The 26,408-nt window shown below is 65.4% G+C and carries 25 protein-coding genes; 11 read left to right on the forward strand and 14 right to left on the reverse strand.

Translation table 11 applies throughout. The features are described 5' to 3' along the window. Positions 1-186: 186 nt before the first annotated feature. The 6 genes from nudK to AC07R1_RS06415 all read right to left on the reverse strand — a co-directional run bounded on the left by nudK (position 187) and on the right by AC07R1_RS06415 (position 5,951). Positions 187-1,140 carry a GDP-mannose pyrophosphatase NudK gene (gene nudK, locus AC07R1_RS06390; RefSeq protein ID WP_011061613.1) on the reverse strand — a complete coding sequence of 318 codons (954 nt, stop codon included), beginning with the start codon at positions 1,138-1,140 and terminating at the stop codon, positions 187-189. After that, complete coding sequence (locus AC07R1_RS06395) at positions 1,137-2,126, reverse strand: SMI1/KNR4 family protein (RefSeq protein WP_342403737.1); 990 nt, start codon at positions 2,124-2,126, stop codon at positions 1,137-1,139. Before AC07R1_RS06395 ends, nudK begins: the two co-directional genes overlap by 4 nt. Before the next feature lie 67 nt (positions 2,127-2,193). Continuing rightward, positions 2,194-2,508, reverse strand: coding sequence for an AzlD domain-containing protein (locus tag AC07R1_RS06400; protein ID WP_495110296.1), 315 nt, complete (start codon positions 2,506-2,508; stop codon positions 2,194-2,196). Then, positions 2,505-3,203, reverse strand: a complete 699-nt coding sequence (locus AC07R1_RS06405) for an AzlC family ABC transporter permease (RefSeq protein WP_011061616.1) — start codon at positions 3,201-3,203, stop codon at positions 2,505-2,507. Before AC07R1_RS06405 ends, AC07R1_RS06400 begins: the two co-directional genes overlap by 4 nt. Before the next feature lie 243 nt (positions 3,204-3,446). Further along, the gene (gene fabV / locus AC07R1_RS06410; RefSeq protein ID WP_041118506.1) at positions 3,447-4,643 is read right to left on the reverse strand and encodes an enoyl-ACP reductase FabV; all 1,197 of its coding nucleotides are present in this window, start codon (positions 4,641-4,643) and stop codon (positions 3,447-3,449) included. A 276-nt stretch (positions 4,644-4,919) separates the two neighbouring features. Next, positions 4,920-5,951, reverse strand: a complete 1,032-nt coding sequence (locus AC07R1_RS06415; protein WP_495110297.1) for a lysozyme inhibitor LprI family protein — start codon at positions 5,949-5,951, stop codon at positions 4,920-4,922. 185 nt (positions 5,952-6,136) lie between these two features. Here AC07R1_RS06415 and AC07R1_RS06420 point away from each other — a divergent pair, with 185 nt between their 5' ends. The 4 genes from AC07R1_RS06420 (at position 6,137) to AC07R1_RS06435 (ending at position 8,697) form a co-directional block, all read left to right on the forward strand. Further along, positions 6,137-6,874 carry a substrate-binding periplasmic protein gene (locus AC07R1_RS06420; protein WP_495110298.1) on the forward strand — a complete coding sequence of 246 codons (738 nt, stop codon included), beginning with the start codon at positions 6,137-6,139 and terminating at the stop codon, positions 6,872-6,874. 7 nt (positions 6,875-6,881) lie between these two features. Beyond that, the gene (locus AC07R1_RS06425) at positions 6,882-7,475 is read left to right on the forward strand and encodes a hypothetical protein (RefSeq protein ID WP_019095487.1); all 594 of its coding nucleotides are present in this window, start codon (positions 6,882-6,884) and stop codon (positions 7,473-7,475) included. A 23-nt stretch (positions 7,476-7,498) separates the two neighbouring features. Next, a complete protein-coding gene (locus AC07R1_RS06430) occupies positions 7,499-7,768 on the forward strand; it encodes a hypothetical protein (protein ID WP_011061621.1) in 270 nt (89 codons plus the stop codon). A gap of 116 nt (positions 7,769-7,884) precedes the next feature. Beyond that, complete coding sequence (locus AC07R1_RS06435) at positions 7,885-8,697, forward strand: DeoR/GlpR family DNA-binding transcription regulator (protein WP_065364194.1); 813 nt, start codon at positions 7,885-7,887, stop codon at positions 8,695-8,697. A gap of 76 nt (positions 8,698-8,773) precedes the next feature. Here the strand turns inward: AC07R1_RS06435 and AC07R1_RS06440 are convergent, their stop codons facing one another. The 6 genes from AC07R1_RS06440 to ltnD all read right to left on the reverse strand — a co-directional run bounded on the left by AC07R1_RS06440 (position 8,774) and on the right by ltnD (position 15,396). Beyond that, positions 8,774-9,841: an alpha/beta fold hydrolase gene (locus AC07R1_RS06440; protein ID WP_015635854.1), complete on the reverse strand. Its 1,068-nt coding sequence runs from the start codon at positions 9,839-9,841 to the stop codon at positions 8,774-8,776. Positions 9,842-10,098: 257 nt separating this feature from the next. Next, complete coding sequence (gene otnI / locus AC07R1_RS06445) at positions 10,099-10,881, reverse strand: 2-oxo-tetronate isomerase (RefSeq protein ID WP_011061624.1); 783 nt, start codon at positions 10,879-10,881, stop codon at positions 10,099-10,101. A 21-nt stretch (positions 10,882-10,902) separates the two neighbouring features. Then, on the reverse strand, positions 10,903-12,366 hold the full coding sequence (locus AC07R1_RS06450; RefSeq protein WP_011061625.1) for a GntP family transporter: 1,464 nt from the start codon (positions 12,364-12,366) through the stop codon (positions 10,903-10,905). 186 nt (positions 12,367-12,552) lie between these two features. Next, positions 12,553-13,191, reverse strand: coding sequence for a 3-oxo-tetronate 4-phosphate decarboxylase (gene otnC, locus AC07R1_RS06455; protein ID WP_011061626.1), 639 nt, complete (start codon positions 13,189-13,191; stop codon positions 12,553-12,555). Continuing rightward, a complete protein-coding gene (gene otnK, locus AC07R1_RS06460; RefSeq protein ID WP_011061627.1) occupies positions 13,188-14,480 on the reverse strand; it encodes a 3-oxo-tetronate kinase in 1,293 nt (430 codons plus the stop codon). The genes otnC and otnK overlap by 4 nt, the downstream gene beginning before the upstream one ends. A gap of 10 nt (positions 14,481-14,490) precedes the next feature. Then, positions 14,491-15,396, reverse strand: coding sequence for an L-threonate dehydrogenase (gene ltnD, locus AC07R1_RS06465; protein WP_011061628.1), 906 nt, complete (start codon positions 15,394-15,396; stop codon positions 14,491-14,493). Between the two features lie 546 nt (positions 15,397-15,942). Between ltnD and AC07R1_RS06470 the strand changes: the two genes are divergently transcribed. From AC07R1_RS06470 to AC07R1_RS06500, 7 genes are all read left to right on the forward strand, one after another. Continuing rightward, a complete protein-coding gene (locus AC07R1_RS06470; RefSeq protein WP_011061629.1) occupies positions 15,943-16,293 on the forward strand; it encodes a hypothetical protein in 351 nt (116 codons plus the stop codon). A 410-nt stretch (positions 16,294-16,703) separates the two neighbouring features. Further along, complete coding sequence (locus tag AC07R1_RS06475) at positions 16,704-16,994, forward strand: hypothetical protein (protein WP_011061630.1); 291 nt, start codon at positions 16,704-16,706, stop codon at positions 16,992-16,994. A gap of 283 nt (positions 16,995-17,277) precedes the next feature. After that, positions 17,278-19,989, forward strand: coding sequence for a magnesium-translocating P-type ATPase (gene mgtA, locus AC07R1_RS06480; RefSeq protein ID WP_047287087.1), 2,712 nt, complete (start codon positions 17,278-17,280; stop codon positions 19,987-19,989). A 126-nt stretch (positions 19,990-20,115) separates the two neighbouring features. After that, on the forward strand, positions 20,116-20,316 hold the full coding sequence (locus AC07R1_RS06485; RefSeq protein ID WP_019095481.1) for a hypothetical protein: 201 nt from the start codon (positions 20,116-20,118) through the stop codon (positions 20,314-20,316). Between the two features lie 28 nt (positions 20,317-20,344). Beyond that, positions 20,345-22,048, forward strand: a complete 1,704-nt coding sequence (locus AC07R1_RS06490) for a Na/Pi cotransporter family protein (protein ID WP_495110299.1) — start codon at positions 20,345-20,347, stop codon at positions 22,046-22,048. Further along, positions 22,036-22,386 carry a DUF2493 domain-containing protein gene (locus AC07R1_RS06495; RefSeq protein WP_041752297.1) on the forward strand — a complete coding sequence of 117 codons (351 nt, stop codon included), beginning with the start codon at positions 22,036-22,038 and terminating at the stop codon, positions 22,384-22,386. Before AC07R1_RS06490 ends, AC07R1_RS06495 begins: the two co-directional genes overlap by 13 nt. A 76-nt stretch (positions 22,387-22,462) precedes the next feature. After that, positions 22,463-23,248, forward strand: coding sequence for a PA4824 family protein (locus AC07R1_RS06500; protein WP_495110300.1), 786 nt, complete (start codon positions 22,463-22,465; stop codon positions 23,246-23,248). Positions 23,249-23,459: 211 nt separating this feature from the next. Here the strand turns inward: AC07R1_RS06500 and AC07R1_RS06505 are convergent, their stop codons facing one another. Next, positions 23,460-24,638, reverse strand: a complete 1,179-nt coding sequence (locus AC07R1_RS06505; RefSeq protein WP_053158905.1) for a pyridoxal phosphate-dependent aminotransferase — start codon at positions 24,636-24,638, stop codon at positions 23,460-23,462. 84 nt (positions 24,639-24,722) lie between these two features. Then, positions 24,723-26,348 carry a methyl-accepting chemotaxis protein gene (locus AC07R1_RS06510; RefSeq protein ID WP_495110301.1) on the reverse strand — a complete coding sequence of 542 codons (1,626 nt, stop codon included), beginning with the start codon at positions 26,346-26,348 and terminating at the stop codon, positions 24,723-24,725. Positions 26,349-26,408: the final 60 nt, after the last annotated feature.

A 26,408-nucleotide genomic window follows, 5' to 3' on the forward strand; every position in this document is an offset into this window, starting at 1 on the left:
CCAGGCGCCATAACGACAAACCGACCGGTGCGACCCTGCCTCACGCGGCCTTCGACGAAGCTCCCGCTTGCCTATTGACGATAGACAGTTTTTCCCCGCAGGGCCTGAAGAAAAGCCCCTGGCGGGGCCTATGCGGGTATTCCCCCGGAGCCGATTGCCGGCGCCGGGGCATCCTGGAGCGGCGCGTCAGCCAGTGCCGCCGGGCACCACCGGCAGTTGCTCCACCCGGTGATAGAGGGCCAGGCCCAGGCGCTGGCCGATCTCGACCATGGCATCGCAGCCCGCCGACGGCCCGCCGATGCGCAGCACCGCATCGCAGCGTTCCAGCAGGCGCTCGGCGTAGGCATGAAAGCGCTGGTTGTAGATCTCGTCGCCCACCGCCCGGGAACCCGCCAGCCGGGTCATGGGCAACGCCACCCATTCCCCCAGTACCGGAAAGTGCCCCGCCGCCAGGACCTGCGCCGCGCAGTGCTCCATGGCCTCGACATTGCGCGCCAGCAGCGCCGGGTCATCGTCGGTACCAGAGCGATAAGGGCCGGCCACCAGCACCATCAGGCTGCGGGGCTTGAGCACATGCAGTTGCAGGTATTGCAGGAGCATGATGGTCTTGCCGTCGGCGATCTCCCCGCTCTTGATCATGCCCAGGGCCTGGTCGATATCCAGTTCCAGGACCTCGATGTCCTCGCCTTCGTGCTCCAGCCCGCCGCCTGCGTCGATCCGGTCTTCGGCCTGGTAATGGCCAATGAAGAAATGCACCCGCTCGGTCACCGAACCCGGGCTCATGAAGGCATCGAAGACCTTCTGCACCTCGCCGACCCGGTAGCCGGTTTCCTCCTGGGCTTCCTGGCGGATGCGCACCTCGGGGCTGGCGTTGTCCAGGAGCCCGGCAGCGGTCTCGATCAGGTAGCCGCTGTGGCCGTTGACGAAGGCCGGCATGCGGAACTGCCGGGTCAGCAGCACCGTGCGCCGTTGCAGGTTGTACAGCAGGATGGTTGCGCCATTGCCCCGGTCGTAGACCTCGCGGTCCTGGGCCTGCCAGCTGCCGTCGCGGCGGCGCAGCTCGAAGCTGTACTTCTTCAGCACGTACCAGTTGTCGGAGAGGGTCTGTTCGGCGGTGATGCGGATGGTTTCCTCGCTCATGGCTGCTCCTGGGCGTGAAGGGGTGCGGGGCGAAACCCGGCCAGTTGTTCCAGCAATTGCGCCTGGTAGGCCGGGGCCAGGGCGAACCCGCCCGCCGCCTGCCGCAGCTGGCCGCCTGCCAGGCGGTTACGGAACCAGTCGCGGATGAAGTCCGGGGCGTAGCCGCCGGTGCCGAAGCCCCTGGCGAAGGCGATCATGTCCTGATAGACCAGCAGGTACGCCTCTTTGTTAGGGACCGGGTAGCGATTCTGGTACAGCCAGAACTGCAGGTCATAGAGCAGTTGCGACAGTGGATCGGCATGCAGGGCGAAGTAGCGCTTCTCATGGACGATGCGCAAGGCGATCTGGCGGATCAGCGGCCCCAGGTCGGGGACTGCGCTGAAATGGCCGAGCAGTTCCTCCAGCAGGGGCGAGAACGGCGCGTGGGCGACCTTGTCCAGATCATCCAGGTAATCCTGTTCCGAGGTGTCGTAGACCTCGGGCGACACCAGCCCGCGGACAAAGGCCTCGAAATCCGCTGCCAGCACTGTCACCGCGTAGTCGGCCTCCTGGTCCACATGCACCACCCGCGGCTCGCCCTCGGGCCCGCACTCGCTGTAGTCCAGGGCAACCATGTCATGGCCGGCGGAGGGGCAATCGCAGATGTACACCCCCAGGTCCGGGTAGCCCCACTCCTCGATCATGAAACGGCTGCCCAGGCCACCGCCCAGGGAATAGTCGCCATCGCAGCCGATGCTCAGAAAGCTGTCGATCGCGCAGTGGTCCTCGGCCCAGGAGGTGCCCTGCTCGGTGGGGAAACAGCTGAGGTGCGGGCGCCCGCCGTTGTAGCGGTTCATGAAGGCCACGTAGGACAGCGGCAGGCGATAGCCCAGTTGCGCCTGCAACTGGGCTATGACGCCAGGGCTGGCGGGGGGCTGGTTGATCTTGCTGCTGGTGGCCCGGTCCCAGAACGCGTCCAGGTCGATATCGTGGGGAAATTCGCTCATCCGATGCATCCGTTGCGGTTGAAGGTCGGCCTGTGCCGAAAGCTGCACAGGCTACCGCAAACGGCCCTCAGAACCACCAGCGCAGGAGGAAAAAGAACCCCATGCTCAACAGCATGCTGAGCAGGGTGTTGCGGGTGTAGATCACCAGCGCAATGGCCACCAGGGAGCTGAGTAGGTAGGGGTTGCTCCAGTGCAGGTTCAGCTCGTGGTCGGGCACGAACACGATGGGGCCGCAGATCGCCGTGAGCATGCCCGGCACCGCAAAGCCGAGGAACTGCCGGGCATTGCTGCTCAGGCGCAACGGCAGGCGCGGTTCGAGAAACACGTAGCGATTGAGAAAGACCAACAGGCCCATGCCGAAGATGACTGCCCAGACCATCATGCTTGCCCCCGATAGAGTTTGTTGCAGACAAAACCTGCGGTCATGCCCGCCAGCCCCGACAGCACCAGCGCCGATCCCCAGTGCCAGTAACTGAACAGCACCGAGCAGAACAGCGATACGGCAACGCAGACCACCGTCGGCACATTGCGCACCAAGGGCGTGATCAGGGCGATGAAGGTGGCGGCGATGGAGAAGTCCAGGCCCAGGTGCTCAAGGCCGGGAATGCTTTTGCCCAGCACGATGCCCAGCAGGGTGAAGAGGTTCCAGGCCACATAGAAAGTCAGCCCGACGCCCAGGGCGTACCAGCGGTCGAACTGCTGCTTGTCGTGGGCGCTGGTCAAGGCGAACAGCTCGTCGGTGAGCAGAAAGCCCAGGCCCACCCGCCAGCGGCCCGGCAAGGGCGAGATCACCGAGCGCATGCTCATGCCGTAGAGCAAGTGCTGGGAGGTCAGGAGCAAGGTGGTCAGCAGGATCGAGAAGATCCCCGCCCCGCCCTTGAGCATGCCGATGGCCACCAGTTGCGCGGCCCCGGCGAAAACGATGCTCGACAGGCCCTGGCCCTGCAGCGGCGTGAGATTGGCCTCGATGGCCATGGAACCGGCCAGCAGTCCCCAGGGCGCGGTGGCCAGGGACAGCGGCATGATGGCGATGGCGCCACGGATGAACGCGGCACGGGGTAGGAGAACGCTGGACATAAAACCCTGCACACAAGTAACGGACGCTGACTGTGCCACCTGCCGGCGCCCCTGGCTTGAACGATCTTGCGCAATTGCCCCGCCCCGCCCTCGTAGGAGCTGGCTTGCCAGCGAAGGCGTCTCCAAGACCAGCACAAGACCTGCGGGCCTCTTCGCCAGCAAGCTGGCTCCTACGGGAAATAGGGGGATGCAAACGACAGCGCCCCTCACGAGGGAGGGGCGCTGGCTGATGCTACGAGCGGATTACAGCTGGATCAGGTTGCTGATCTTCACGTCCGGATCGACGTCGGCTTCGTAGTCGACACCTTCGATCTCGAAACCGAACAGGCGCAGGAACTCTTGCTTGTAACCGACGAAATCGGTCATCTCGTAGAGGTTCTCGCTGGTCACCTGGTCCCACAGCTGCTTGACCCGGTCCTGGACCTGCGGTTGCAGTTCCTTGTAGTCGGCACGCAGGCGACCTTCCTGGTCGATCACCGGCTCGCTGTTGTACAGGCTGTCCTTGTACAGGCCGTAGACCTGTTCGATGCAACCTTCGTGGCTGCCCTGCTCCTTCATCACCTTGAACAGCAGCGACAGGTACAGCGGCATGATCGGGATCGCCGAGCTGGCCTGGGTCACCACGGCCTTGAGCACCGACACCCGGGCGTCGCCGCCCAGGCCGGCCAGTTGCTGGCGCATGCCGATGACTTTCTGGTCCAGGTCCTTCTTGGCTTCGCCAATGGAACCGTTCCAGTAGATGTCGTGGGTCAGCTTCTCGCCCAGGTAGGTGAAGGCGGTGGTCTTGGCGCCTTCGGCCAGGACACCGGCTTCGTGCAGCGCGTCGATCCACATCTGCCAGTCTTCGCCGCCCATCACCGCCACGGTGCCGTCGATCTCTTCCTGGGTCGCCGGCTGCAGGGTGGTTTCCTTGACGATTTCCTTGTCGGTGTCGACACCGCGCAGGGTCACGGACTTGCCCAGTGGCTTGAGGGTCGAGCTCAGCACTTCACCGGTCTTGGGGTGGGTGCGGCGCGGTGCGGCCAGGCTGTAGACCACCAGGTCGATCTTGCCCAGGTCGCGCTTGATGGTCTCGATGGTCTCGGCCTTGACCGCATCGGAGAAGGCATCGCCGTTGATGCTCTTGGCGTACAGGCCCTTTTCTTCGGCGAACTTGTGGAACGCCGCGGTGTTGTACCAGCCGGCGGTGCCCAGCTTGCCGTCAACGCTGCCGCGCTCGAAGAACACCCCGAGGGTGTTGGCGCCACAGCCGAACGCTGCGGTGATCCGCGCTGCCAGGCCGTAGCCGGTGGAAGCGCCGAGTACCAGTACGTTCTTCGGCCCTGCGTCGATGGCGCCCTGCTGGGTGACGTAATCGATCTGTTGCTTGACGTTGGCTTCACAGCCGACCGGGTGGGTCGTCACACAGATAAAGCCGCGAACGCGGGGTTTGATGACCATACATACTCTCCCAATTTCAAAGTGCCAGGCGCCGATGACGGCGGCGGCAGTGTCACTTGCACTAGTCGTAGACGCTCATATTCGCTTCGCGTCACCAACCTGAGGAATTTGCCCGTCAGGCCCCGGTTCCAGGGGGCACGGCGGTGGTGTTGCGCGCCCGCCAAGCGCGATTGCGCACAGCCCGGGGCGAGACTCTAGCAGGTGCGCCGACGCTGTTGCCTGTCCGTCCGGCGAAATCTCTTGCGCGCCCTGCCCCTGGCCGCTCGCCGCGCCGGCTCAGGGCATCATGTCCAGCGGCAGCTGCTTGTCCTTGCTGCGCGCTTCATACCAGCTCTGCACCACATCCGGCAGGCTGTGCTTCCACTCAGGCTCGGTGGTGTAGTAACGCACCCGCACTTCATCCTTGGGCCCTGCCACCACCAACAGCGCGACCCACAACTGGCCCTGGGTACCGCGCACGAAAATCGCCGCATTGGTGGTGGCCAGGCCCGGCAGCCACATATCGGTGACCTCGGCGCCCTTGAGTTCGGCCGAGGTATCCGTGGAGAACGACGAGCCACTGTCGAGCAGGGTCTGATAGTCCTTCTTCAGCAGTTTCCGGGCGCGCCGGTCTTCTTCTTCGGTGCGCACCAGCGCCGTGGACAGCAGGTCGTAATGGCTCTCCAGGGCTTGCTTGGAGGCCACATAGAGCCCGTCGTAATACACCCCTGAACCGGCGCCGCAGGCAAAGGAGTCGCCCTCCTGGCTCACCTGCAACAGGCCGTTGCGCTGCGTGAAGCGCAGGTTGCAGCCCTCGACGCTGTAGCTGGCCTCGCCGCCCTTGATCTGCGCCTTGCCCGCGAGCGAGCCGGAGTTGGCGCCGCCCATGGCCGACAGATCGAAGCTCAGGCGATCCTCGCCAGTGCGCCGGATCACCAGATCACCGGCGTAGAACGGGCTGACCGAGACCCGCTGCCAGGTTCCCTGCCACTCGAACGGCACATTCACATAACGCAACGCGACCAGGCGGTTCAGGTATTTGCTGCGCAGGCAACCCAGGTCGGCTGCGCACTGATCCCGCTCCTTGAGCCATTCACGCTGGTCCAGGCGCAGCGCCTTGGGGTCCTTGGCCTTGGCCAGGGTCGCCTTCCAGGCCTTGCCCAACTGGCTGTCCAGCGAGGCGGTATAGGGGTCGGCACACAGGGCCTTTTCACTGCTGCTGGCGGCCTTGGCGCAGTCGAAACTGCTGGCCTGCACGCCCTGGGAACAGGCCAGGACCGCGAACAGCAAGCCAGTGGCTCGCAAGGGACGAACAAGGGGAGCGAACATGGGTCGATTCCATTCTGAAAAGGCGGCGCAAGAATAACTGCAGTGGAGTGTTTTCAGCGACATCCCGACGAAAAAAGCCTCCGGGCAACCCCCTCTGAAGCCTGGCACGGAGCCGGCAGCTTTTATCGCGACAGGCGGCAACCAGTCGTACTAAGCTCTGCGTTTTCAAACTCCAAGGGCACTGCATGAAATGGATGCTGCAGGCACTGTTGCCGCTATTGAGCCTTGCGGCCCACGCTGGCGAGTTGCGCATGCTGACCGACAACCACCCGCCGCTGCACTTCCAGCAGGGCGAGCGGATGGTGGGGTTTGGTGTCGATGTGGTGCAGGCCCTGGCGCAGCGCAGCGGCGACACGGTGAACGTGCAGCTGCGGCCGATGCTGCGGGCCCTGCGCGATGCCGGAAGCGATGACGACACGGCGGTGTTCACCATACTGCGCACCGCCGAGCGCGAGTCGCGCTACCAGTGGGTAGGCCCGTTGATGCGCACCGAAACCGCCCTCTATACCCGCAATGGCGACAGCACGCCGGTCACCGACCTGCACCAGACCCGGGGCCAGATTGCCGTGCCGCGCAAATGGCTGGTCTACAGCTACCTCAAACAGCAGGGGCTGGACAACCTGTGGGGCGTCGACAGCCCGGAAATCATGATCCGCCTGCTGCAGGTCGGCCGCGTGCAATACGTGGTGGCCGACACCATGAGCGTAAGCACCTTCGCCGCCGAAGAGGGCTTGGCCCTCGACCAGTTGCGCTACCAGATGCCACTGATGCACCAGGACGCCTACATCGCCTTTTCGCCCAAGGTCGATGCGGCCCAGGTGGCCCGCTGGCAGCAGGCCCTGGACGGCATGAAGCGCGATGGCAGCCTGCAGCAGCTCAAGCAACGCTGGCATATTGACCTGGCCACGCCACAGGTAGATTGATTCACCCATGACCAGCCTTGCCCCCTGGAGCCCCATGCCCCATCAGTTGGCGCTCAGTTGCCCGCAGTGCGCAGGCCAGGCCTGCTTCGACTTCGTCGTGGCCAGGCCCATCGAACGCAAGGCCGATGTGCCGTTCTTCCAGGCCCACCCGCTGCTGGAGTACTGGAAAGAGCAGGACAACTGCGGCCACTATCACCACTACGCCCTGTACTTTCCCGGCCTGCATGGCGACCCGATGCAGAGCCTGGGTCCGTTGCCCGATGGCTACAGCCCCAGCCACTGGCAGCGTTCAGCCTACTGGTACCGCGATCACGGCCTGGACCTGGGGTCGGTACGCTGCGAGCACTGCCACTACGCGGCGCGCCACCATCTGAACTGGCCAGGCGAAGCCTATTTTTCCGTACTCTACAAAGGCCAGATGCTCTGGGCCTTCAACCGCGAATCGGCCCTGGCCCTGCATGATTACCTGGGTTCCGCGGAGCGCAATCCCGGTGGCTACCCCTGGCGCAGTTTCCTGCGGCACATCCCGGGGCCGTTCAAGAGCCGCAAGGCACGCCAGCCGCTGACCCGCTCGCTCAAGCGCCTGTTGACCCCGGGCTGAGGCCCCTGACCTGGAGTTCCCCTATGCCGACCTTTACCCCTGCCCGCCCTTTGTATCGCCTCAATTGCACCGGCTGCGGCTGGGACCTGGCAATACTCGGCCAGAACGATGCCACCGTGCGCAAATGCCCCTGGTGCGGCTGCAATGAATTCAGCGAGCAACAGCCGAACCGCAGCGGCGCCGGGCAGATCCTGGAATGCAGGCACCATGGCCCGGTGGTGGTGCAGGTGCTGGACGCCAACATCGACAGCCAGGACTTTCTCGACAATCTGTATTGCCCCTTCTGCCCCTGACCGATGGCCATGCTTTCCTGACTTGCACACGGCACTAAATCTCGTCCGCGGCGGCTACTTTCGCTACTATGGCCTGCCGATTCCTGCCTTTGCCGACCCGCCAGACCGGAGCTTCAATGCCTACCCCCAAGGACCCTGCCAGTGACAGCGGCGCACCGATGATTCCCGAACAGCGCCGCGAGCAGATCCTGCGCCAGTTGCGCAAGCACCAGGTGCTCAGCGTGCATCAGTTGATGGAGATGTTCGACTGCTCGCACATGACCGTGCGCCGGGATATCGCCCTGCTGGAGCAGGAAGGCCGCGCCCACTCGGTAACCGGCGGGGTGCGCATCGCCAGCCAGTTGCACAGCGAGCCCAGCCATCAGTCCAAGGCCGTGGTGGAGCTGCCGCAGAAGCAGGCCATGGCCAAGCTGGCGGCGAGCCTGCTGCACGCGGACATGACCGTGTACCTGGACGCCGGCACCAGCACCCTGGAAATCGTGCCCTACATCAAGGCGCTGTCGGGGATGACCGTGGTGACCAACGATTTCGGCGTGGCCCAGGCCCTGATGGACGCGCCCCAGGTGACGGTGATCCATACCGGCGGGCAATTGGACCACTCCAACCACTCCTGTGTCGGCGGGCTGGCGGTGGCCACCCTGCGCCAGGTGGTGACCGACGTGGCCTTTATCTCCACCAGTTCCTGGGACCTGCGCCGGGGCATCACCACGCCATCGGCGCTGAAGGTCGAGGTCAAGCAGGTGGCGATGCAGTCGGCGACCCAGGTGGTGCTGGTGGCCAGCAGCTCCAAGTACGGTACCTTCAGCATGTACAAGATCGCCGGGCTGGAACAGTTCGACATCATCATCAGCGACGCCGCACTGGCCCCTGCGGCGGCGGACGGGATCCGCAAGCACGGTGTGGAACTGCTGCTGCCGGCACAATCCTGAGCCAGCGATAGCCCCGGCCCACAGCAGCCCGTGGCGCAGGACTTGCTCCCGGGCGACGAAGAGACCGCAGTAGCCACTAGCGGTTTTTTTCAGTCTCGGCCATGAACTGCCCCAGTTCGCGGGCGTAGAACCGGGCCATGCCGGTGGTGCCGTGGCCACGGGTTTCGGCGCTGGCGGGAATCAGCAGCAGGCGGGCATTTTTCACCTGTTTGAGCGCCGCTTGCAGGGTGCCGGTTTCCGGCGGGTTGCGCTCGTCGTCCGCGGCGTTGATCACCAGCACCGGCGCCTGGATCCTGCCCAGACCCGGCATGGCGTTGTAGTCCGCCGAGGACTGCCACTGGTAGATGAAGTCATTGGCATCGGCGCCCTGGCTGGCCTTGAGGCGCTCCTGCACCAGCTGGTCAGCCTGGGCCCGGGTCGGCGCCAGGGCCTGATAGGCCAGGGTGCCGCCGCTGGTGCCGGTGGCGAACAGCGCGTTGGCCAGGCGCAGCGACGGCGGCTGTTGCCGGTAGTTGCCCTGCTCCCAGGCCGGGTCCTGCTTGATCGACTCCACCAGCAGGCGGCGCATCATCCAGTTGCGCGAAGACATTTCCCCCGGCTGGGAGGCCATGGGCACCAGGGCGTCCATCATCTGCGGCCACTTCTGGCCCCAGATCCAGGCCTGCATGCCGCCCATGGAATTGCCGATGATCAGCCGCAGGTGCTTGACCCCCAGCCCTTCGGTCAGCAGCCGGTACTGGGCCTGGACCATGTCCTCGTAGTTGTACTGGGGGAACCGCGCCCGCAGGCCGTCCGAAGGCTTGCTCGACTGGCCGACGCCGATGCCGTCGGTGGCGATGATGTAGTACTTGCTGGCATCCAGGGGTTGCCCGGGGCCGAACAGTTCACCGCCAAAATCCTTGCTCAACAGGTCGCTGGCCGGCCGATAGGTGCCATGCAGATAGAGGATCGCCGGGTGCTTGGGGTCCCCCAGGGTGATGTAGTGCAGCTTCAGGTTGGCCAGCTGCTCACCGTTGTGGAAGGTGAATTGCGGGGCCACCCAATCCCCCTCGGTGGCCGGCGGCAAGCTCGCGGCCGCGGCCAGTGACATACCGCCCAGGGACAAAATCAGGCCGAACGCGGCCCGGCAGGCAAAACGCTGCATGGGAAAACTCCTGTGTTTATCGCTACGTATCATCGCGAGCCGTTCGCGGCCTTCGCATCATCTGTGGCCGCTGCCGCAGGCTGCGCAAGGCACCGCAGGGGCCTCGACGGCCGGGGAGTCGCTGCGAGCCTGCGGTTCGTTCGCAGCCTGCGGCAGCGGCTACATAAAGCGATGCGCGAAGGCCCCCAGGGCCTTGCGCGACGCTCCCCAGAGTCCTTTTGCTTCGCAACCTGCAGTGGCGGCTACACCGCCGAGCCTTAGCGCGCCTGCCAGTCCCGCAGCCACTGCAGGCCGGCGGAGGTGTTGCCGCGCGGGCGGTATTCACAACCGACCCAGCCGTCGTAGCCAAGGTCGTCCATCAGCTGGAACAGGTAGGGATAGTTCAGTTCGCCCAGGTCCGGCTCGTGACGATCCGGCACCCCGGCGATCTGGATGTGGCCGATCCCGGCCAGGTCGCGGCGCAGTTTCACCGCCAGGTCGCCTTCGACGATCTGGCAGTGATAGCAGTCGAACTGCACCTTGAGGTTGGCCGCGCCGACTTCCTTGCAGATGGCCTGGGCCTGATCCTGGCGGTTGAGGAAGAACCCCGGCATGTCCCGGGTGTTGATCGGCTCCAGCAGCACCGTGACCCCGACCTTGGCCGCCTGGGCCGTGGCGTGGGCCAGGTTCTCCAGGTAGACGCCGTGGTGCCGCGGGCGATCGTTCTCGGACGGCAGCAGGCCGGCCATTACGTGGACCCGCGAGTTGCCCAGCACAGCGGCGTATTCCAGGGCTTTGTCGAACCCCTGGCGGAACTCCTGCTCGCGCCCGGGCAGGGAAACGATGCCCCGCTCCCCCGCCGCCCAGTCGCCAGGCGGAGCGTTGAACAAGGCCTGTTGCAGGCCGTGGTCGTCCAGGCGCTGTTTCAGCTCCTGGGGGCTGTAGTCGTAGGGAAACAGATATTCCACGGCCGTGAAGCCGTCGGCCGCCGCGGCGGCGAAACGTTCGAGAAAGTCATGTTCCGGGTAGAGCATGCTGAGGTTGGCAGCAAAACGAGGCATGGGAACTCCTGGGACAAAGGGTCAGACAAATGGCCAGATCAGCAGGGTAATACAGAACCCCAAGGTGCCGAGCAAGGTGGTGATCACGGTCCAGGTACGCAGGCCGTCCGCGACGTTGAGGCCGGCCAGCTTGGTGAAGATCCAGTAGCCGGCGTCATTGATATGGGACATGGCCAGCCCGCCACCGCCCATGGCCAGGCACAGCAGGGCCATGTGGTTGGGGCTCAGGTTGAGGGTGGCGATCAGCGGCGCGATGATCCCGGCGGTGGTCACCAGGGCCACGGTGGTGGAGCCCTGCACCGCACGCAGCAGCATGGTCAGCAGAAAACCCAGGGCCAGCACCGGCAGGCCGGTGGTGCGCAGCAGGTCGGAGACCACGGCACCGATCCCGGTATCTACCAGCACCTTGCCGAACACCCCCCCGGCCCCGGCGATCAGGATCACCATGGCCACCCCGGGCAGCGCCGAGCCGATCACGTCGGACACCTGGCTGCGGCTCCAGCCGCGGCGCGAGCCCAGCAGCCAGGCACACAGCAAAGTGTCCAGCAGCAGCGCCACCAGCGGCGCGCCAAGTACGGTCAGCACCCCGCGCAGGGTGGACTCCAGGGGCAGCAAGGAAGTAGCCAGGGTGCCCAGCAGGATCAGCACGATGGGCAGCAGGATCAGGCTGACGATCAGGCCGAACCCCGGTGGTGGTGCCGGTGGCAGTTTCGCCGCCAGGCTGCCGGTGGATTCTTCCAGGCCCATGTGCGCCACAGCGGCCACCGCCTGGGGGCTGGCAGGCTGCTCGGAACCGTTGTTCCAGGCGGCGAGGTCTTCATTGGTGACGTGCGGGCCGTAGACTTCGGCGCGGATGTCATCGGTCATCGGGTAGTTGCGCCGGGTCATGCGCCCTGCCACGCGGTAGCCCACGTAGCACAGCAGCGCGGTCAGCGGCAGGCCGAACATCAGCACCCGGCCCAGGTCCGCGCCCAGCTGGCTGGCCGCGGCCACCGCTCCAGGGTGCGGCGGCAGGAAGGCGTGCACGGTGAGCAGCGCGGCGCACATCGGCAAGGCGAACACCAGCAGCGGCTTGCGCGCACTGCGGGCCACGCCATAGGCCAGGGGCATGAGGATGATCACCCCGACCTCGAAGAACACCGGCACGCCGATGATGAATCCGGCCATGGTCAGCGCCAGGGGCGTGCGCCGGTTGCCGAAGCGCTCGATCAGGGTCTTGGCCAGCGCCTCGGCGCCGCCGGAAAGCTCGATGATGCGGCCGATCATCGCGCCCAGGGCGATGATGATGGCGATGTGGCCGAGGGTCTTGCCCATGCCGCCCTCGATGGTGGCCACCAGCTCCGCCGGTTTCACTCCGGCCACCAGCGCCACCAGGATGCTTACCAGCATCAGCGCGACAAAGGGCTGGAACTTGTACTTGAGCACCAGGAACAGCAACAGGGCGATACCGGCCCCGGCGGTGATCATCAGAATCAGCGGGCTCATTGCACAAGCCCTCCACCCAGTGGCTGGCAGGGGGTGCTGGTGGTGCGGGAACCCGTAAAGCAAATGCAGTCATTCATCTCGGGAAATCCTGTTGTTATTGTTTTTCAACGGCAAGCCGCTCCCCGCGAAAGCCTCATGAAGGCTTCCGTGGACTGGCGTGCATGAAACGCTGGCAGTGTCGCGGGCTTACCAGGTGGCGCCGAAAGCGTCCCGCAGCTCATCCAGGGCGGCCTGATCCAGAGGTGCCGGGCGCGGCTGGCTCATCAGCCACAGGCGCGCGGTTTCCTCCAGCTCTTCCAGGGCGTAGCTGGCCTTGGACACACTGCTTTCCCAGACCACCGGGCCCAGGCGTTCGAGCATCACCCCACGCACCTGGTTGGCCAGTTGCGCCACCTGCTCGGCGACCTTGGGCGAACCCGGACGCTGGTAGCCGATCAGCGGGATATGCCCGACCTTCATCACCTGGTACGGGGTCAGCGGCGGCAGGATGTCGTCCTCGCGCCAGACCCCGGCCAGGGTCAAGGCCACCAGGTGGGTGGAATGGGTATGCACCACCCCGCCCACCCCGGGATTGCGGTCATACACCTGGCGATGCAGGGCCAGGGTCTTGGACGGTTTGTCGCCGCTCACCCACTCCCCCGCCAGGTTGACCTTGGCGATGGCTGCAGGGTCGAGCCGGCCCAGGCAGATGTCGGTGGGGGTGATCAGCCAGCCATCATCGAGCCGCGCACTGATGTTGCCGGCGCTGCCCACGGTGTAGCCGCGCTGATAGAGGCTGCGGCCGACATCACAGATTTCTTCGCGCAGAGCGTTTTCCCGGCTCATGCCTGACCTCCCGCCAGTTGACCCAGGGCCTTGCTGAAAAAGTCGCGACCACCGAAGTTGCCGGACTTCAGCGCCAGGGCCAGGGGCTCGCCGCCACTGCTGACGGTGGCCGGGACCCCGGGATCGATCTGCGCACCGATCTGCAGCAGGCGCACGTCCAGGGCCTTGACCACGGCGCCGGAGGTTTCCCCGCCAGCCACCACAAAGCGCCGCACGCCGCTGTCGCGCAGGCCCCGGGCGATCTCGCCCAGTGCATTCTCCACCAGCGCTCCGGCACGTTCGGCACCGAGCTGACGCTGCACCGCCTTGACCTCTTCCGGCGTGCTGGTGGCGTAGATCAGCACCGTGCCCTGCTGCTCCCGGGCAAAGGCCAGGGCCTGTTCCACCACCGCCTCGCCGGCCGCCAGGGCCAGCGGGTCGATGCGCCAGGCCGGGCGCTCGGCTTCCAGCCAGGCATCGACCTGGGCATTGGTGGCCAGGGAGGCACTGCCGGCCAGCACCACTTCGCCACCGGCTACCTTGGGCAGGCTTGCAGCATCGAGGTCACGCAGCTTGCCGGCGCGACGGAAGTTTTCCGGCAGGCCCAGGGCCAGCCCGGAACCGCCAGTGAGCAGCGGCAGGTCGGCGCAGGCGGCGCCGAGGGTATAGAGGTCGGCATCGGACAGCGCGTCGGCAATCGCCAGGGCAACACCCTGCCCGCGCAGTTCGGCGATCCTGCTGCGCACCGCCTCCACGCCCTGGGCGATGCTGTCGTAGCGCAGCAGGCCTACCGGCAGCCGGGTCTGGGATTGCAGGACCCGCACCAGGTTGGCATCGGTCATCGGCGTCAGCGGGTGATGCTGCATGCCCGATTCGCTGAGCAACTGGTCCTGGACGAACAGGTGGCCACGGAAAATGGTCCGGCCGTTCTCCGGGAACGCCGGGCAGGCCAGGGTGAAATCGCTGCCCAGGGCCTCGAGCAAGGCCTCGCTGACCTGACCGATGTTGCCCGCCGCGGTGGAATCGAAGGTCGAGCAGTATTTGAAGAAGATCTGCTCGCAGCCCTGGTCCCGCAGCCATTGCAGGGCGGCCAGGGATTCGGCCACCGCTTCGCTGGCCGCAGTGGTACGCGACTTCAGCGCGATCACCACGGCGTCGGCGTCCAGCCCGGCAGCCACTTCAGCGCTGGGAATGCCGATGCTCTGCACAGTGCGCATGCCACCGCGAACCAGCATGTTGGCCAGGTCCGTGGCCCCGGTGAAATCGTCGGCGATGCAGCCCAGCAACGGACGTGGATTGGAAATCGTCATCACGGGTTCCTCACTCGGCATCGGGCTTGGCCACGGGCAGGTCGATGCCCGGGAAGATCTTGATCACCGCCGAGTCGTCCTCGCGGCCAAAACCGGCGCTGGAGGCCTGCATGAACATCTGGTGCGCGGTGGCCGACAGCGGCAGCGGGAATTTGCTGGCCCGGGCGGTATCCAGCACCAGCCCCAGGTCCTTGACGAAAATGTCCACCGCGGACAGCGGTGTGTAGTCGGCCTTGAGGATATGCGGAACGCGGTTCTCGAACATCCAGGAGTTGCCCGCGCTGTGGGTGATCACCTCGTACAGGGCATCGGCGTCCACCCCTTCGCGCAGCCCCAGGGCCATGGCTTCGGCGGATGCCGCGATATGCACCCCGGCCAGCAACTGGTTGATGATCTTGACCTTGGAGCCCAGGCCATGGGCATCCCCCAGGCGATAGACCTTGCCGGCCATGCCCCCCAGAATCGCCTCGGCCCTGGCGTAAGCGGTGGCCGGGCCGGAGGTCATCATGGTCATCTCGCCGGCGGCGGCCTTGGCCGCGCCCCCGGAGATCGGTGCATCCAGGTACAAAAGGCCCAGGGCCTCCAGGCGCTGGCCCAGGTCCACGGCGTAGGTCGGGGCCACGGTGGCGCAGCCGATCACCAGGCTGCCGGGACGCAGTGCCGCTGCCGCCCCGCCCTCACCGAACAGCACACTTTCGGTCTGCTCGGCATTGACCACCACGGTGACAATCACATCGCATTCACCGGCCAGTTGCGCCGCCGAGGCGCAAGCCACGCCGCCTTCGCTGGCGAACTGCTCGGTGACCGCAGCACGGACGTCACAGGCATGCACCTTGAAACCGCTGCGCAGCAACGACCGGGCGATGCCCAGGCCCATGGCGCCAAGACCGATGACACCGACATTGTTGTTATTCATGGGGGACTCCAGAAAGAGACCAGGACTGTGCCGCGCCAGACAGGCGCCGGGCAAGAACCGGGCAGGACAGGGAAATCCGGATTGCAGGTCCGGCAAATGCAACACAGGCAGCAACAGGCGCAGCGCCAGACGGCAAGCCCGGAAGGTGCATGGCACCGTGGGCAGGTGCCGAGAGAGGCAGGAGCGAATCGATCATCATGGCCATCCTGTTGCTGTTGTTATCAGGTTGAGCTTTGGCTGTGAACGATCATCCACCAATGAACGGATTATGTGAAGAAGTTTTTCAATCTAACATTTTTTAACACCACCTTGAGCGCCCGGCCCCGGCCAGCCACTGGTCGGAAGCCGAGGGCCGGTGCCCCGTGGGCTGCTACAACCCTTCACAGCCCTGATCTGGATCAGCATGGCCCGGGGTGACCTGGCCGAGGCTGAATGAACGAGGGCTGCTGACTGGCGGTAGCACCCTTCATCGCAACCCCGTTGACGCTCCCCCTGGCGGAGAGCTCAATGGCCTGTCTGGTTATGCTTGGATAAGGATGATTCAACATGGCAAAGATCGAGGTTTTATCAGGTGATTTCCTGCAAGGCGCCGGCGAGTACCGGCACGGCACCTTCAGGCTCAAGACGGTATTCAACAGCAACGGCGTCGAGGTCAAGGCATCGGCCTTCAAGACACTGGAGATCGCCAGCGAAAGCCCCATCACCAACAAGGACGCCCTGGGCTACGGCATTGCCGGCGCCATGCTGTTGGGCCCGGTGGGCGCCCTGGCCGGGTACCTGATGGCGGGTACGGAAAACGAAGTGACCTTCATCGGCACCCTCAAGGATGGCCGGCAGTTGATGGCGGCCACCGATAGCGCGACCTACAAGGATATCTCCCAGCACTTGCTGCACTGATAATCCTCGTCGCTATATTCAGTGCTCATGACATCCCCATCTGTCATGGGCACTTTCTTTATATGAAACTTATATATATCCGCCTCTCGCATCAGCTAATTCCCCCCCTTAGCTGAACCTCACCTGAAACTTCGTAACTGACCAATGATTCAGGGCAATTTAACCTTGACTCCAGCACCCCTCCTGAGTAAATTGCGCGGGCCGGTAATTACGGCCCTTTGTTTAACTCACTAAAGAAGCCAATGGACACAGTATCTAGACGCTGTCTGGTCACTGCCGCTGCGCAGAGCCAGGCACTTAACCCTGAAAATGACGGGACTCGACTCCGCGGTCGGGTAAGCTGCGCTAGGGCTTGACGCTCCAACGTAACTTGCCTCCCCCGGAACCAGTCCGGTCGCGAGGCAAATGTTATGCACTTCACTTCCTCTGTAATGCCAGGCGTTCGCGCCTTCGCCGCTACCATGCGGGTCAAGCTGTGCCGTGAGCCCAAGGTTCTGGCGCGCTCGCCGTTTTCTCGTGCCGCCCCCACCCCCTCGACCGCCCTGCGAGCCAATTGGCGCGTCTGCCCGATGACCGGGCAGTTGCAGCAACGCTGGAGCTTCGACGATAGCCAGGACCCGCAGAGTCGGGGCGCTGCCCTGCTCCTGCAGCAGGCCGGACTGATCTTCGGCCTGTACCTCGGGGCACGCAGCTCAGCCTGAACCAGCGGTAACTTTCCGTTGTTTGCAAACGAACTTTAAAAGTTTAAGTTCGGCGGCGTGCTAGTGCCTGTCAGTTAATAAAGTTACTGGAGAAAGTTATGGAAGAGGCCAGTAGTAGGTTCGCTGCCCATACAACTTCATTGTTTGGGCAGCGAACGTTAAAACCTGAAAAACGCCAAGATCAAAATCGATCGCTAACCTGCGGCTCGACATGTTTTCGCTCGCCTTTAATTAGTTGAGTGTTGCTGTGTCGTGCCGCAAGCAGGCGGCAGGAGCACAGACCATGACTGTAAAAACCCCAACTTCCCGCAACACCAGCGCCACCAGTGACAGCAACAAGCTGTCGATGCGTGCCGCCCGCGAAGCCCAGAACGGCCTGGCCGTCACCCTGGCCAACGTCAACTCCACCACCGCCGGCCTCACTGAACTGGATGCCGAGGGCCGCCTGCAACGGGACGGCCACAACGAGGTCGCCCACGACCGTCCGCCACACGCTCTGGTGCAGCTGCTCCAGGCTTTCAACAACCCTTTCATCTATGTGCTGATGACCCTGACCGGTATCAGTTTCTTCACCGACTTCTGGCTGCCGCTGCAGGCCGGCGAAGAAACCGATCTCACCGGGGTCATCATCGTCCTGGTGATGGTGCTGGCCAGCGGCCTGATGCGTTTCTGGCAGGAACACCGCTCGGCCAAGGCCGCCGAAGCGCTCAAGGCCATGGTACGGACCACCGCCGCCGTACTGCGCCGCGAGCAGATGGGCATGCAGGCCCGGGTGCGTGAAGTGCCGATGCGCGACCTGGTGGTGGGCGACATCATCCAGCTGTCCGCCGGTGACATGATCCCTGCCGACATCCGCCTGATCGAATCCCGCGACCTGTTCATCAGCCAGGCGGTGCTCACCGGCGAAGCCTTGCCGGTTGAAAAGTACGACACCCTGGGCGCCGTCCAGGAAAAGTCCGCCACCGCCCAGGCCGCCGATCAGCAAGACCTGCTGGACCTGCCGAACATCTGCTTCATGGGCACCAACGTGGTCAGCGGCACGGCCACCGCCGTGGTCGTGGCCACCGGCTCGCGCACCTACTTCGGTTCCCTGGCCCGCTCCATCGTCGGCTCCCGCACCCAGACCGCCTTCGACCGCGGGGTCAACAGCGTCAGCTGGCTGCTGATCCGCTTCATGCTGGTGATGGTGCCCATCGTTCTGCTGATCAACGGATTCGCCAAGGGCGACTGGGCCGAAGCCTTCATGTTCGCCCTGGCAGTGGCCGTCGGCCTGACCCCGGAAATGCTGCCGATGATCGTCAGCGCCAACCTGGCCAAGGGCGCCTCGGCCATGGCCAAGCGCAAGGTGGTGGTCAAGCGCCTCAACGCGATCCAGAACTTCGGTGCCATGGACGTGCTCTGCACCGACAAGACCGGCACCCTGACCCAGGACCGGATCATCCTCGAACATCACGTCGACATCAGCGGCAGCCGCTGCGATGAAGTGCTGCAACTGGCCTGGCTCAACAGCTACCACCAGAGTGGCATGAAGAACCTGATGGACCGCGCAGTGGTCAGCTTCGCCGAGGAGAACCCGCACTTCACCCCGCCTGCCGCCTGGCGCAAGGTGGATGAGCTGCCGTTCGACTTCGTCCGGCGCCGCCTGTCGGTCATCCTCGCCGATGCCCGCGGCCACCACCTGCTGGTGTGCAAGGGCGCGGTGGAGGAAATGCTGGAAACCGCCACCCGGGTCCGCAAGAACGGTGTCACCCAGACCATCGACGCTGCCCTGCGTGCCGAGTTGCTGCAACTGGCCGAAGACTACAACCGCGACGGTTTCCGCGTGCTGCTGGTGGGCACCCGTGACATCGCCCGGGACCAGATCAAGAACCAGTACAGCGCCAGCGACGAACGTGAGCTGGTGATCGAAGGCTTCCTGACCTTCCTCGATCCGCCGAAGGAAACCGCCGGCCCGGCGATTGCCGCCCTGCGCGACAACGGCGTCACCGTGAAGGTACTGACCGGTGACAACGCCATCGTCACCGCGAAGATCTGCCGCGAGGTCGGCCTGGAAGTCGGCGAGCCGCTGCTGGGTCGTGACATCGAGCGCATGGACGACGAAGTGCTGGGGCGCCTGGTGGAAGAGCGCACGGTATTTGCCAAGCTCACCCCGCTGCAGAAGTCCCGGGTGCTCAAGGCATTGCAGGCCAACGGCCACACCGTGGGCTTTCTCGGCGACGGCATCAACGACGCCCCGGCGCTGCGCGATGCCGACGTCGGCATCTCGGTGGACAGCGGCACCGACATCGCCAAGGAATCGGCGGACATCATCCTCCTGGAAAAGAGCCTGATGGTGCTGGAGGAAGGGGTGATCAAGGGTCGCGAGACCTTCGGCAACATCATGAAGTACCTGAACATGACCGCCAGCTCCAACTTCGGCAACGTGTTCTCGGTGCTGGTGGCCAGTGCCTTCATTCCGTTCCTGCCGATGCTGGCGATCCACCTGCTGCTGCAGAACCTGATGTACGACTTCTCCCAGCTGGCCCTGCCGTGGGACAAGATGGACAAGGAATACCTGAGCAAGCCACGCAAGTGGGACGCCAAGAACATCGGGCGCTTCATGCTGTGGATCGGGCCGACCTCGTCGATCTTCGACATCACCACCTTTGCCCTGATGTGGTACGTGTTCGCCGCCAACAGCGTGGAAATGGCCGCCCTGTTCCAGTCCGGCTGGTTCATCGAAGGCCTGCTCTCCCAGACCCTGGTGGTGCACATGCTGCGCACCCGCAAGATCCCGTTCATCCAGAGCACCGCGGCACTGCCGGTCATGCTCGCCACGGGCCTGGTGATGGCACTGGGTATCTATGTGCCCTTCTCGCCTCTGGGCAGCATGGTCGGCCTGGTGCCGCTGCCATGGGAATACTTCCCTTGGCTGGTGGGTACCCTGCTCAGCTACTGCGTGGTCGCCCAGACCATGAAGACCCTGTACATCCGCCGCTTCAAGCAGTGGTTCTAAGGGCCTGAGCCCGGTGCGACCGCCCCACGGGGCGGTCGCACCAGATACAGCAAACCAACGATGCCACCGTCGGCGCGGCCAGCGCCCTGTCGACGGCGACGCTGTTCGCCCGAAAGGAGCATCGCCATGTTTTTCAAACCTTTTTCGCTGTTGCAACGCGGCCTGAAGGCCTTGCTGGTCTGCGGCCTGTGCGCCTGCGCCAGGCTGCTCGCCCGCCTGAGCATCCGCCTCTATGTGCGGGGCCTGCTGAGCGCCGTTGAAATGCGTTTCCTGCTGGGGTTCAGCGCCGCCATCACTCGCGCCTCGCTGCGCCTGGCGATTGCCTGAAACCTGTCACAGTCCCGGGAGAATACTCATGTCGGGCACTACTCTTCTGATCAACCTGGCCGGCGCCATCGCGCTGTTGCTGTGGGGCTCGCAGATGATCTGCGGCTCACTCCTGCGGGGCTTCGGCAGCCCGCTGCGGCACTGGCTCGGGCAACACCTGAACAACCGCTGGCTGGCGCTGCTGTGCGGCGTCGGCATCACCGGCGTGGTGCAAAGCAGCACTGCGGTGAGCCTGATGGCCAGCTCCTTCACCGCCGCCGGCACCCTGGGCCTGGCCCCGGCGCTGGCGGTGATGCTGGGGGCCAATATCGGCTCGACCCTGGTGGTCCAGTTGCTCAGCCTCGACCTCTCGCTGGCGGCACCTGTGGCATTGCTGGCGGGCTTCCTGTGCTTTCGCCTGCGGGACGATTCGCGCTTTGAAAGCATCGGCTGCGCACTGATCGGCCTGGGCCTGATGCTGCTGGCCCTGGGCATGCTCGGCGCGACCCTGGGGGCGGTGGAAGGCACCCCGGTGTTCCAGCTGGTGATGACCAGCCTCGACGGCGACCTGCTGCTGGCCCTGCTGGTGGCGCTGCTGCTGACCTGGATGTGCCACTCCAGCGTTGCCGTGGTGCTGCTGATCGCCTCGCTGGCCGGCACTGGGCTGCTGTCGCCGGCCACCAGCATGGCCCTGGTGCTGGGGGTCAACCTCGGCAGCACCCTGCCCTCGCTGCTCAGCGCCAGCGGCAACGTGGCCCGGCGCCTGCCCCTGGGCAACCTGCTGGTACGCCTGTCGGGAGCGGCGCTGCTGATGCCCTGGATCGCCACCCTGGGCCAGTGGCACGTCATCGAGCAACTGCCTCCGGCACTGCTGGTGGTGGCCCTGCACACCGCCTTCAGTCTGGTGCTGGCGCTGCTGTTCATCGGTTTCACCGGGCCAATGGCCAAGCTGCTGACCCGGCTGCTGCCGGCCCCGGCCGCGGTGACCGACCCGGGCATGCCGCTGTACCTGGACGAAGCCGGCCTGGAAGTGGCCAATATCGGCCTGTCCAACGCCGCCCGCGAAGCCTTGCGCATGGCCGACATGCTCTCGGGCATGCTCGACCGGGTGCTGCAGCTGTTTCGCACCGCCAACCAGGCCAATGCCGATCAGGTGCGCCATATCGATCAGTCCCTGGACCTGCTCAGCGCGGCGATCCGCGCCTACCTGGCGGATATCGGCAAGGAAGGCATCAGCGACCAGGATGCCGACCGTTCCCAGGAAATCCTGCTGCTGGTGATCAACCTGGAACACGCCGGGGACATTCTCGCCACCAGCCTGGCGCACCTGGCCGCGCGGCGCTTGCGCCGTGGCGAGCCGTTTTCCGAGTTCGAGCTGAGCACCCTGTACCCGCTGCACCAGGAACTGCTGGACAGCCTGAGCCTGGCCATCACCGTGTTCCTGCGCGAAGACCTGCCCACCGCCCACCAACTGGTGGCGCGCAAGGAAAACGTACGGCGCCTGGAAGCCGCCGCCAGCCGCGAGCACTTTCGCAAGTTGCGCGAAGACCGTGGCGCCTGGGCCGAATCCGGGGACATTTTCCAGCGCTTGCTGCGCGACTACCGGCGGGTTCACCACCACATCGCCGCCCTGGCCTACCCGGCCCTGGAGCGCGCCGGTGAACGGGACATCGAGCACGCTTACCTCAACGAACCGCTGCCCAGCGAGACCAGCATCAGCCCGGTAAAGGAGAACAGCCCATGCGCGTCCTGATCTGCGCCGGCCGCTACTACGCCGACGACCGCCGGTGCCGCCAGGTCCTCGACGCCTTTCAGCGCCTGCATGAAACCCGCGTGGTGATTCATGGCGGCAGCCAGTTCCTCGGCGCCCATATCGAGGACTGGGCCCGGGACATCGGTGCCGACATCGTCCGCTACCCGCCCAACTGGCAACGCCATGGCAAGCACGCCGAACGTCTGCGCAACGCCTTCATGCTGGCCGACAGCCGCCCCGACATCGTCCTCGCCCTGCCCGGTGGGGAAGACACCGAAGAACTGCTGGCCCAGGCCCGGGCCCGGCAGATCCAGGTTCTGTCGATGGCCGACCAGTAAGCCTCCCAAGCCGCCACCCTCTGCACCGGCCCGCACGCCAGATGCACCGGTGCCCCAACCCAGAACGAGATCCGCCATGTCCAAGCACACCCCACATCGCCCCTCGCGTTCCAGCGCCTTTGGCCACCCCCTGCCTGCCGCGAAAATCCGCATGCTCAAGCGCAACCTGCTGTTCCTCGCCCTCACCGCCAGCGCGACCGCCACCCTGGCCCTGTGCTCCAAGGCCCAGGCCGCCGGCGGCGCCTACGTGGTGGACGACGGCGCCATCAACGCTCCCGGGGAATGCAATGTCGATGTCTGGTACCAGAGCACCCGCCACCAGGGCTCCAGCCACACCAGCGTGGTGGCCCCGGCCTGCACCTTCAGCCAACTGCCCTGGGTGCAACTGGGGGCCGCGATGCAGCGCCAGCAGGCCGACGGCCAGGGCGAGACCCAGCTCAGCCCCCAGGTCAAGCTGGCCCTGCTGGACCGTGAAGACCTGGGCCTGCAACTGGCCCTGGCCGGCTCCGCCCACTGGGCCCTGAACCGCAGCCACAGCTTCGACGGTGGCGACCTCGCCCTGCCACTGACCTTCAGCCCTGTTGCCAGCCTGCGCCTGAACCTGAATGCCGGCTGGGCCCACGCCTATGACGACGGCGACCAGAGCCACCGCTGGGCCTGGGGCAGCGGGCTGGAGTACGACCTGGCCCAGAGCCTGACCCTGATTGCCGAGCGCTACGGCCAACGCGGCGGCGAACAGGGCTGGCAGGCCGGCCCGCGCCTGCACCTGGGCCAGCACCTGGACCTGGACCTGATCGTTGGCCAGCACCTGACCGAAGACCGCGATCGCTGGCTGACCACCGGCGCGACCCTGCGCTTCTAACCCCCGAAAGCGCCCCACCTCTGTAGGAGCTGGCTTGCCAGCGAAGGCGTCGGCAAGGGCGATGGAAGACTCAAGGGCCTCTTCGCCGGCAAGCCGGCTCCTACGCAAGGTACGTTCGGCGTTGCGTTGCACCGTAGGAGCTGGCTTGCCAGCGAAAGCGTCGGCAAGGGCGATGCAGGGCTCTGGGACCTCTTCGCCGGCAAGCCGGCTCCTACAGGGCCAGGAGTTGCGCGGTGCACTGGGCGATGCGGCGGCAGGCTTCGGCCAGCCGTTCGCGGTCCAGCACCAGGGCAATGCGGATGTGCCCGACCACGCTGGGGCCGAAGGCTTCGCCCGCCAGCACCGAAACCCCATAACCCTCCAGCAGTCGCTCGGCGAACGCCTGGGCGCCCAGCCCGGTGCGGCGTACGTCGACCATGACGAACATGCCGCCATCGGGCAGCACTGGCCGCAAGCCCGGGCACTGCCCGAGCAGCGTGCACACCAGGTCGCGGCGCTGGCGGTACTCCTCGCGCATCCGTGGCAGTTCCGGCAGTTCGCGGGTCAGCGCCACCACTGCCGCATTCTGGATGAAGTCCGGCAGGCCATAGAGCATGCACAGGGCCAGATTGCTCAGGTGCCCGGCCAGCACCGGCGGAGCGATCACCCAGCCCACCCGCCAGCCGCTCATGGCATGGGACTTGGACAGGCTGTTGATGGTGGCGGTGCGCCCGCCCATTCGCGGCAGACCGCCCGGGCTCAGGTGCTGGCCTTCGTACATCAGGTCGCCGTAGACCTCGTCGGAAACCAGCCACAGGTCATGCTCCATGCACAACCGCGCCAGGACCTGCCAGTCGTCAAGGGACAGGCTGGCCCCGGAGGGGTTGTTGGGGCTGTTGATGAGCATGGCCCGGGTCCGCGGGCTGATGCGCGCCGCCACTTCCTGCGGGTCCAGGCGAAAGCCCTGCTCGGCCCGTACCGGCACCGGCACCACGGTGGCGCCACAGGCACCGAACACCCCTTCGTAGGTGACATACATGGGCTCGGCCACCAGCACCTCGTCCCCCGGGTCGAGCAGGCACTGGGCCACGGAGAACACCGCACACTGCGCCCCCGGCAGCACCACCACGTGCTCGGCATCGACGATCTGCCCGGTGCGCTGGTGGTGGCAACGGGCGATGCAACTGCGCAACGCCAGGTTGCCGCGCACATCCGAATAGTGGGTGTCACCGGCCAGCAGGCTGTCGATGGCCGCCTGGACCACCGGCCGGGGGGTGTCGAAATCCGGATCGCCGATGGTCAGCAACAGCACATCGCGCCCCTGCTCGCGCAAGGCCAAAGCTCGGTAATGGATATCCCAGGCGGCGGAACCTTCTCCGGCAATCCGTTGGGTCAGGGCTGAATAGCGCATCGCTTTCTCCATGAAAGATGCTTCAGCCAGAACCCTAGGTGCTGGCGCAGCACTCGTCGAGCGAGCGCCAGCGCCGTTGGACGCTTAGATCACAAAACGCGCCACCAGAGCGTTCAGGTCCACCGCCAGGCGCGACAGCTCATGGCTGGCGGCGCTGGTCTGGTTGGCCCCGGCCGCCGACTGGGTGGCCAGGTCGCGGATGTTCACCAGGTTGCGGTCCACCTCGCGGGACACCTGCGCCTGCTCTTCCGAGGCGCTGGCGATCACCAGGTTGCGCTCGTTGATCTGGTTGATGGATTCGGCAATCTGCTCCAGGGCCACACCCGCGGCGCGGGCCAGTTCCAGGGTGCTCTGGGTACGCTGGTTGCTCTGCTGCATCGACTCCACGGCGTCGCCCGTGCCGTTCTGGATGCCGGCCACCATCTTCTCGATTTCCTGGGTCGACTGGGCGGTCCGATGGGCCAGGGCCCGCACCTCGTCGGCCACCACCGCAAAGCCGCGCCCGGCCTCACCAGCACGAGCCGCCTCGATGGCCGCGTTGAGGGCCAGCAGGTTGGTCTGCTCGGCGATGGCCCGGATCACGTCCAGCACCTTGCCGATATCCCGGCCCTGGGTCGCCAGGCCTTCGATCATCACCGAGGTGCTCTGCACGTCGTGGGTCATGGTCTGGATCGCGTCCACGGTTTCCACCACCCGGTCGCGACCTTCGCGAGCGGCCTGGGTCGACTGCCGGGAAGCCTCGGAAGTGGACACCGCGTTGCGCGCCACCTCCTCCACCGCGGCGGTCATTTCGTTGACCGCGGTGGCCGCCTGTTCGATCTCGTTGTTCTGCTGCTGCAAGCCGCGGGAAGCCTCTTCAGTGACCGCGCTGAGTTCTTCCGAGGCCGAGGCCAGCTGGGTCGCCGAGCCGGCGATCTGCTCGATGGTGCGGCGCAGGCTGGCCTGCATCTCGGCCAGGGCCTGCAACAGCCGCGCCGGCTCGTCCTTGCCATCGACCTGGATGGCCTGGCGCAGGTTGCCGCCGGCGATCACCTGCGCGGCATTCAGGGCCTTGTTCAGGGGGGTGACGATGCTGCGGGTGAGCAACAGCGCCAGAACAATGGTCAGCAGCGCGGCAAGCACAGCCACCGCCACAATCCCGGCGATGGCGCTGCTGTAGTGCTCGCCGGCAGCCTTGGAAGCGCTCCTGGCATCAGCAGCGTTGATCGCGATCAGTTGGTTCAGCTGCTCGCCCATCTGGTCTGTGCCTTCCTTGATCCGCGAATTGATCAGGCTGCGCATTTCATCCAGCTTGTTCTGGCGCGACAGTTCGAGCATCTCGTTCTGCGCCTGCAGGTAGTTGTCCAGGGTCGTAGCGAAGGTCTTGTACAGCGCAGCCTCCTGCGGCCCCGCCGGCAAGGCCGCATAGCTGGCCTGGGCCTTTCTGGCGTTGTCCACCAGCACGCCGATGCGCGTCTGGGCTTCTGCCAAGCCTGCCGGCTCGCGGTTCACCAGCACACGGAAGGAAAGAATCCGCAGGCGCAGCACGTTCTCGGTGAGGTTGCCGAGAAAGCCGACACTGGGCAGCTGGTTGCTTTCCATGTCCACCGAGGCTTCGCGGATCACCGCCATGCGATTGACCGCAAACACCCCCAGCACCACGACCAGCAAGGCAATGAAGGCAAAACCGAGGAAAGCACGAGGGGCGATATTCAGGTTACGCAAGGACATAGGACGACTCTCGAGGGAGAACGGGCGACAGGCATCCATGCCGTTGAGCCGTCGGCGCAT

It is taken from the genome of Pseudomonas sp. GW821-FHT07F01 (genome assembly GCF_059418825.1).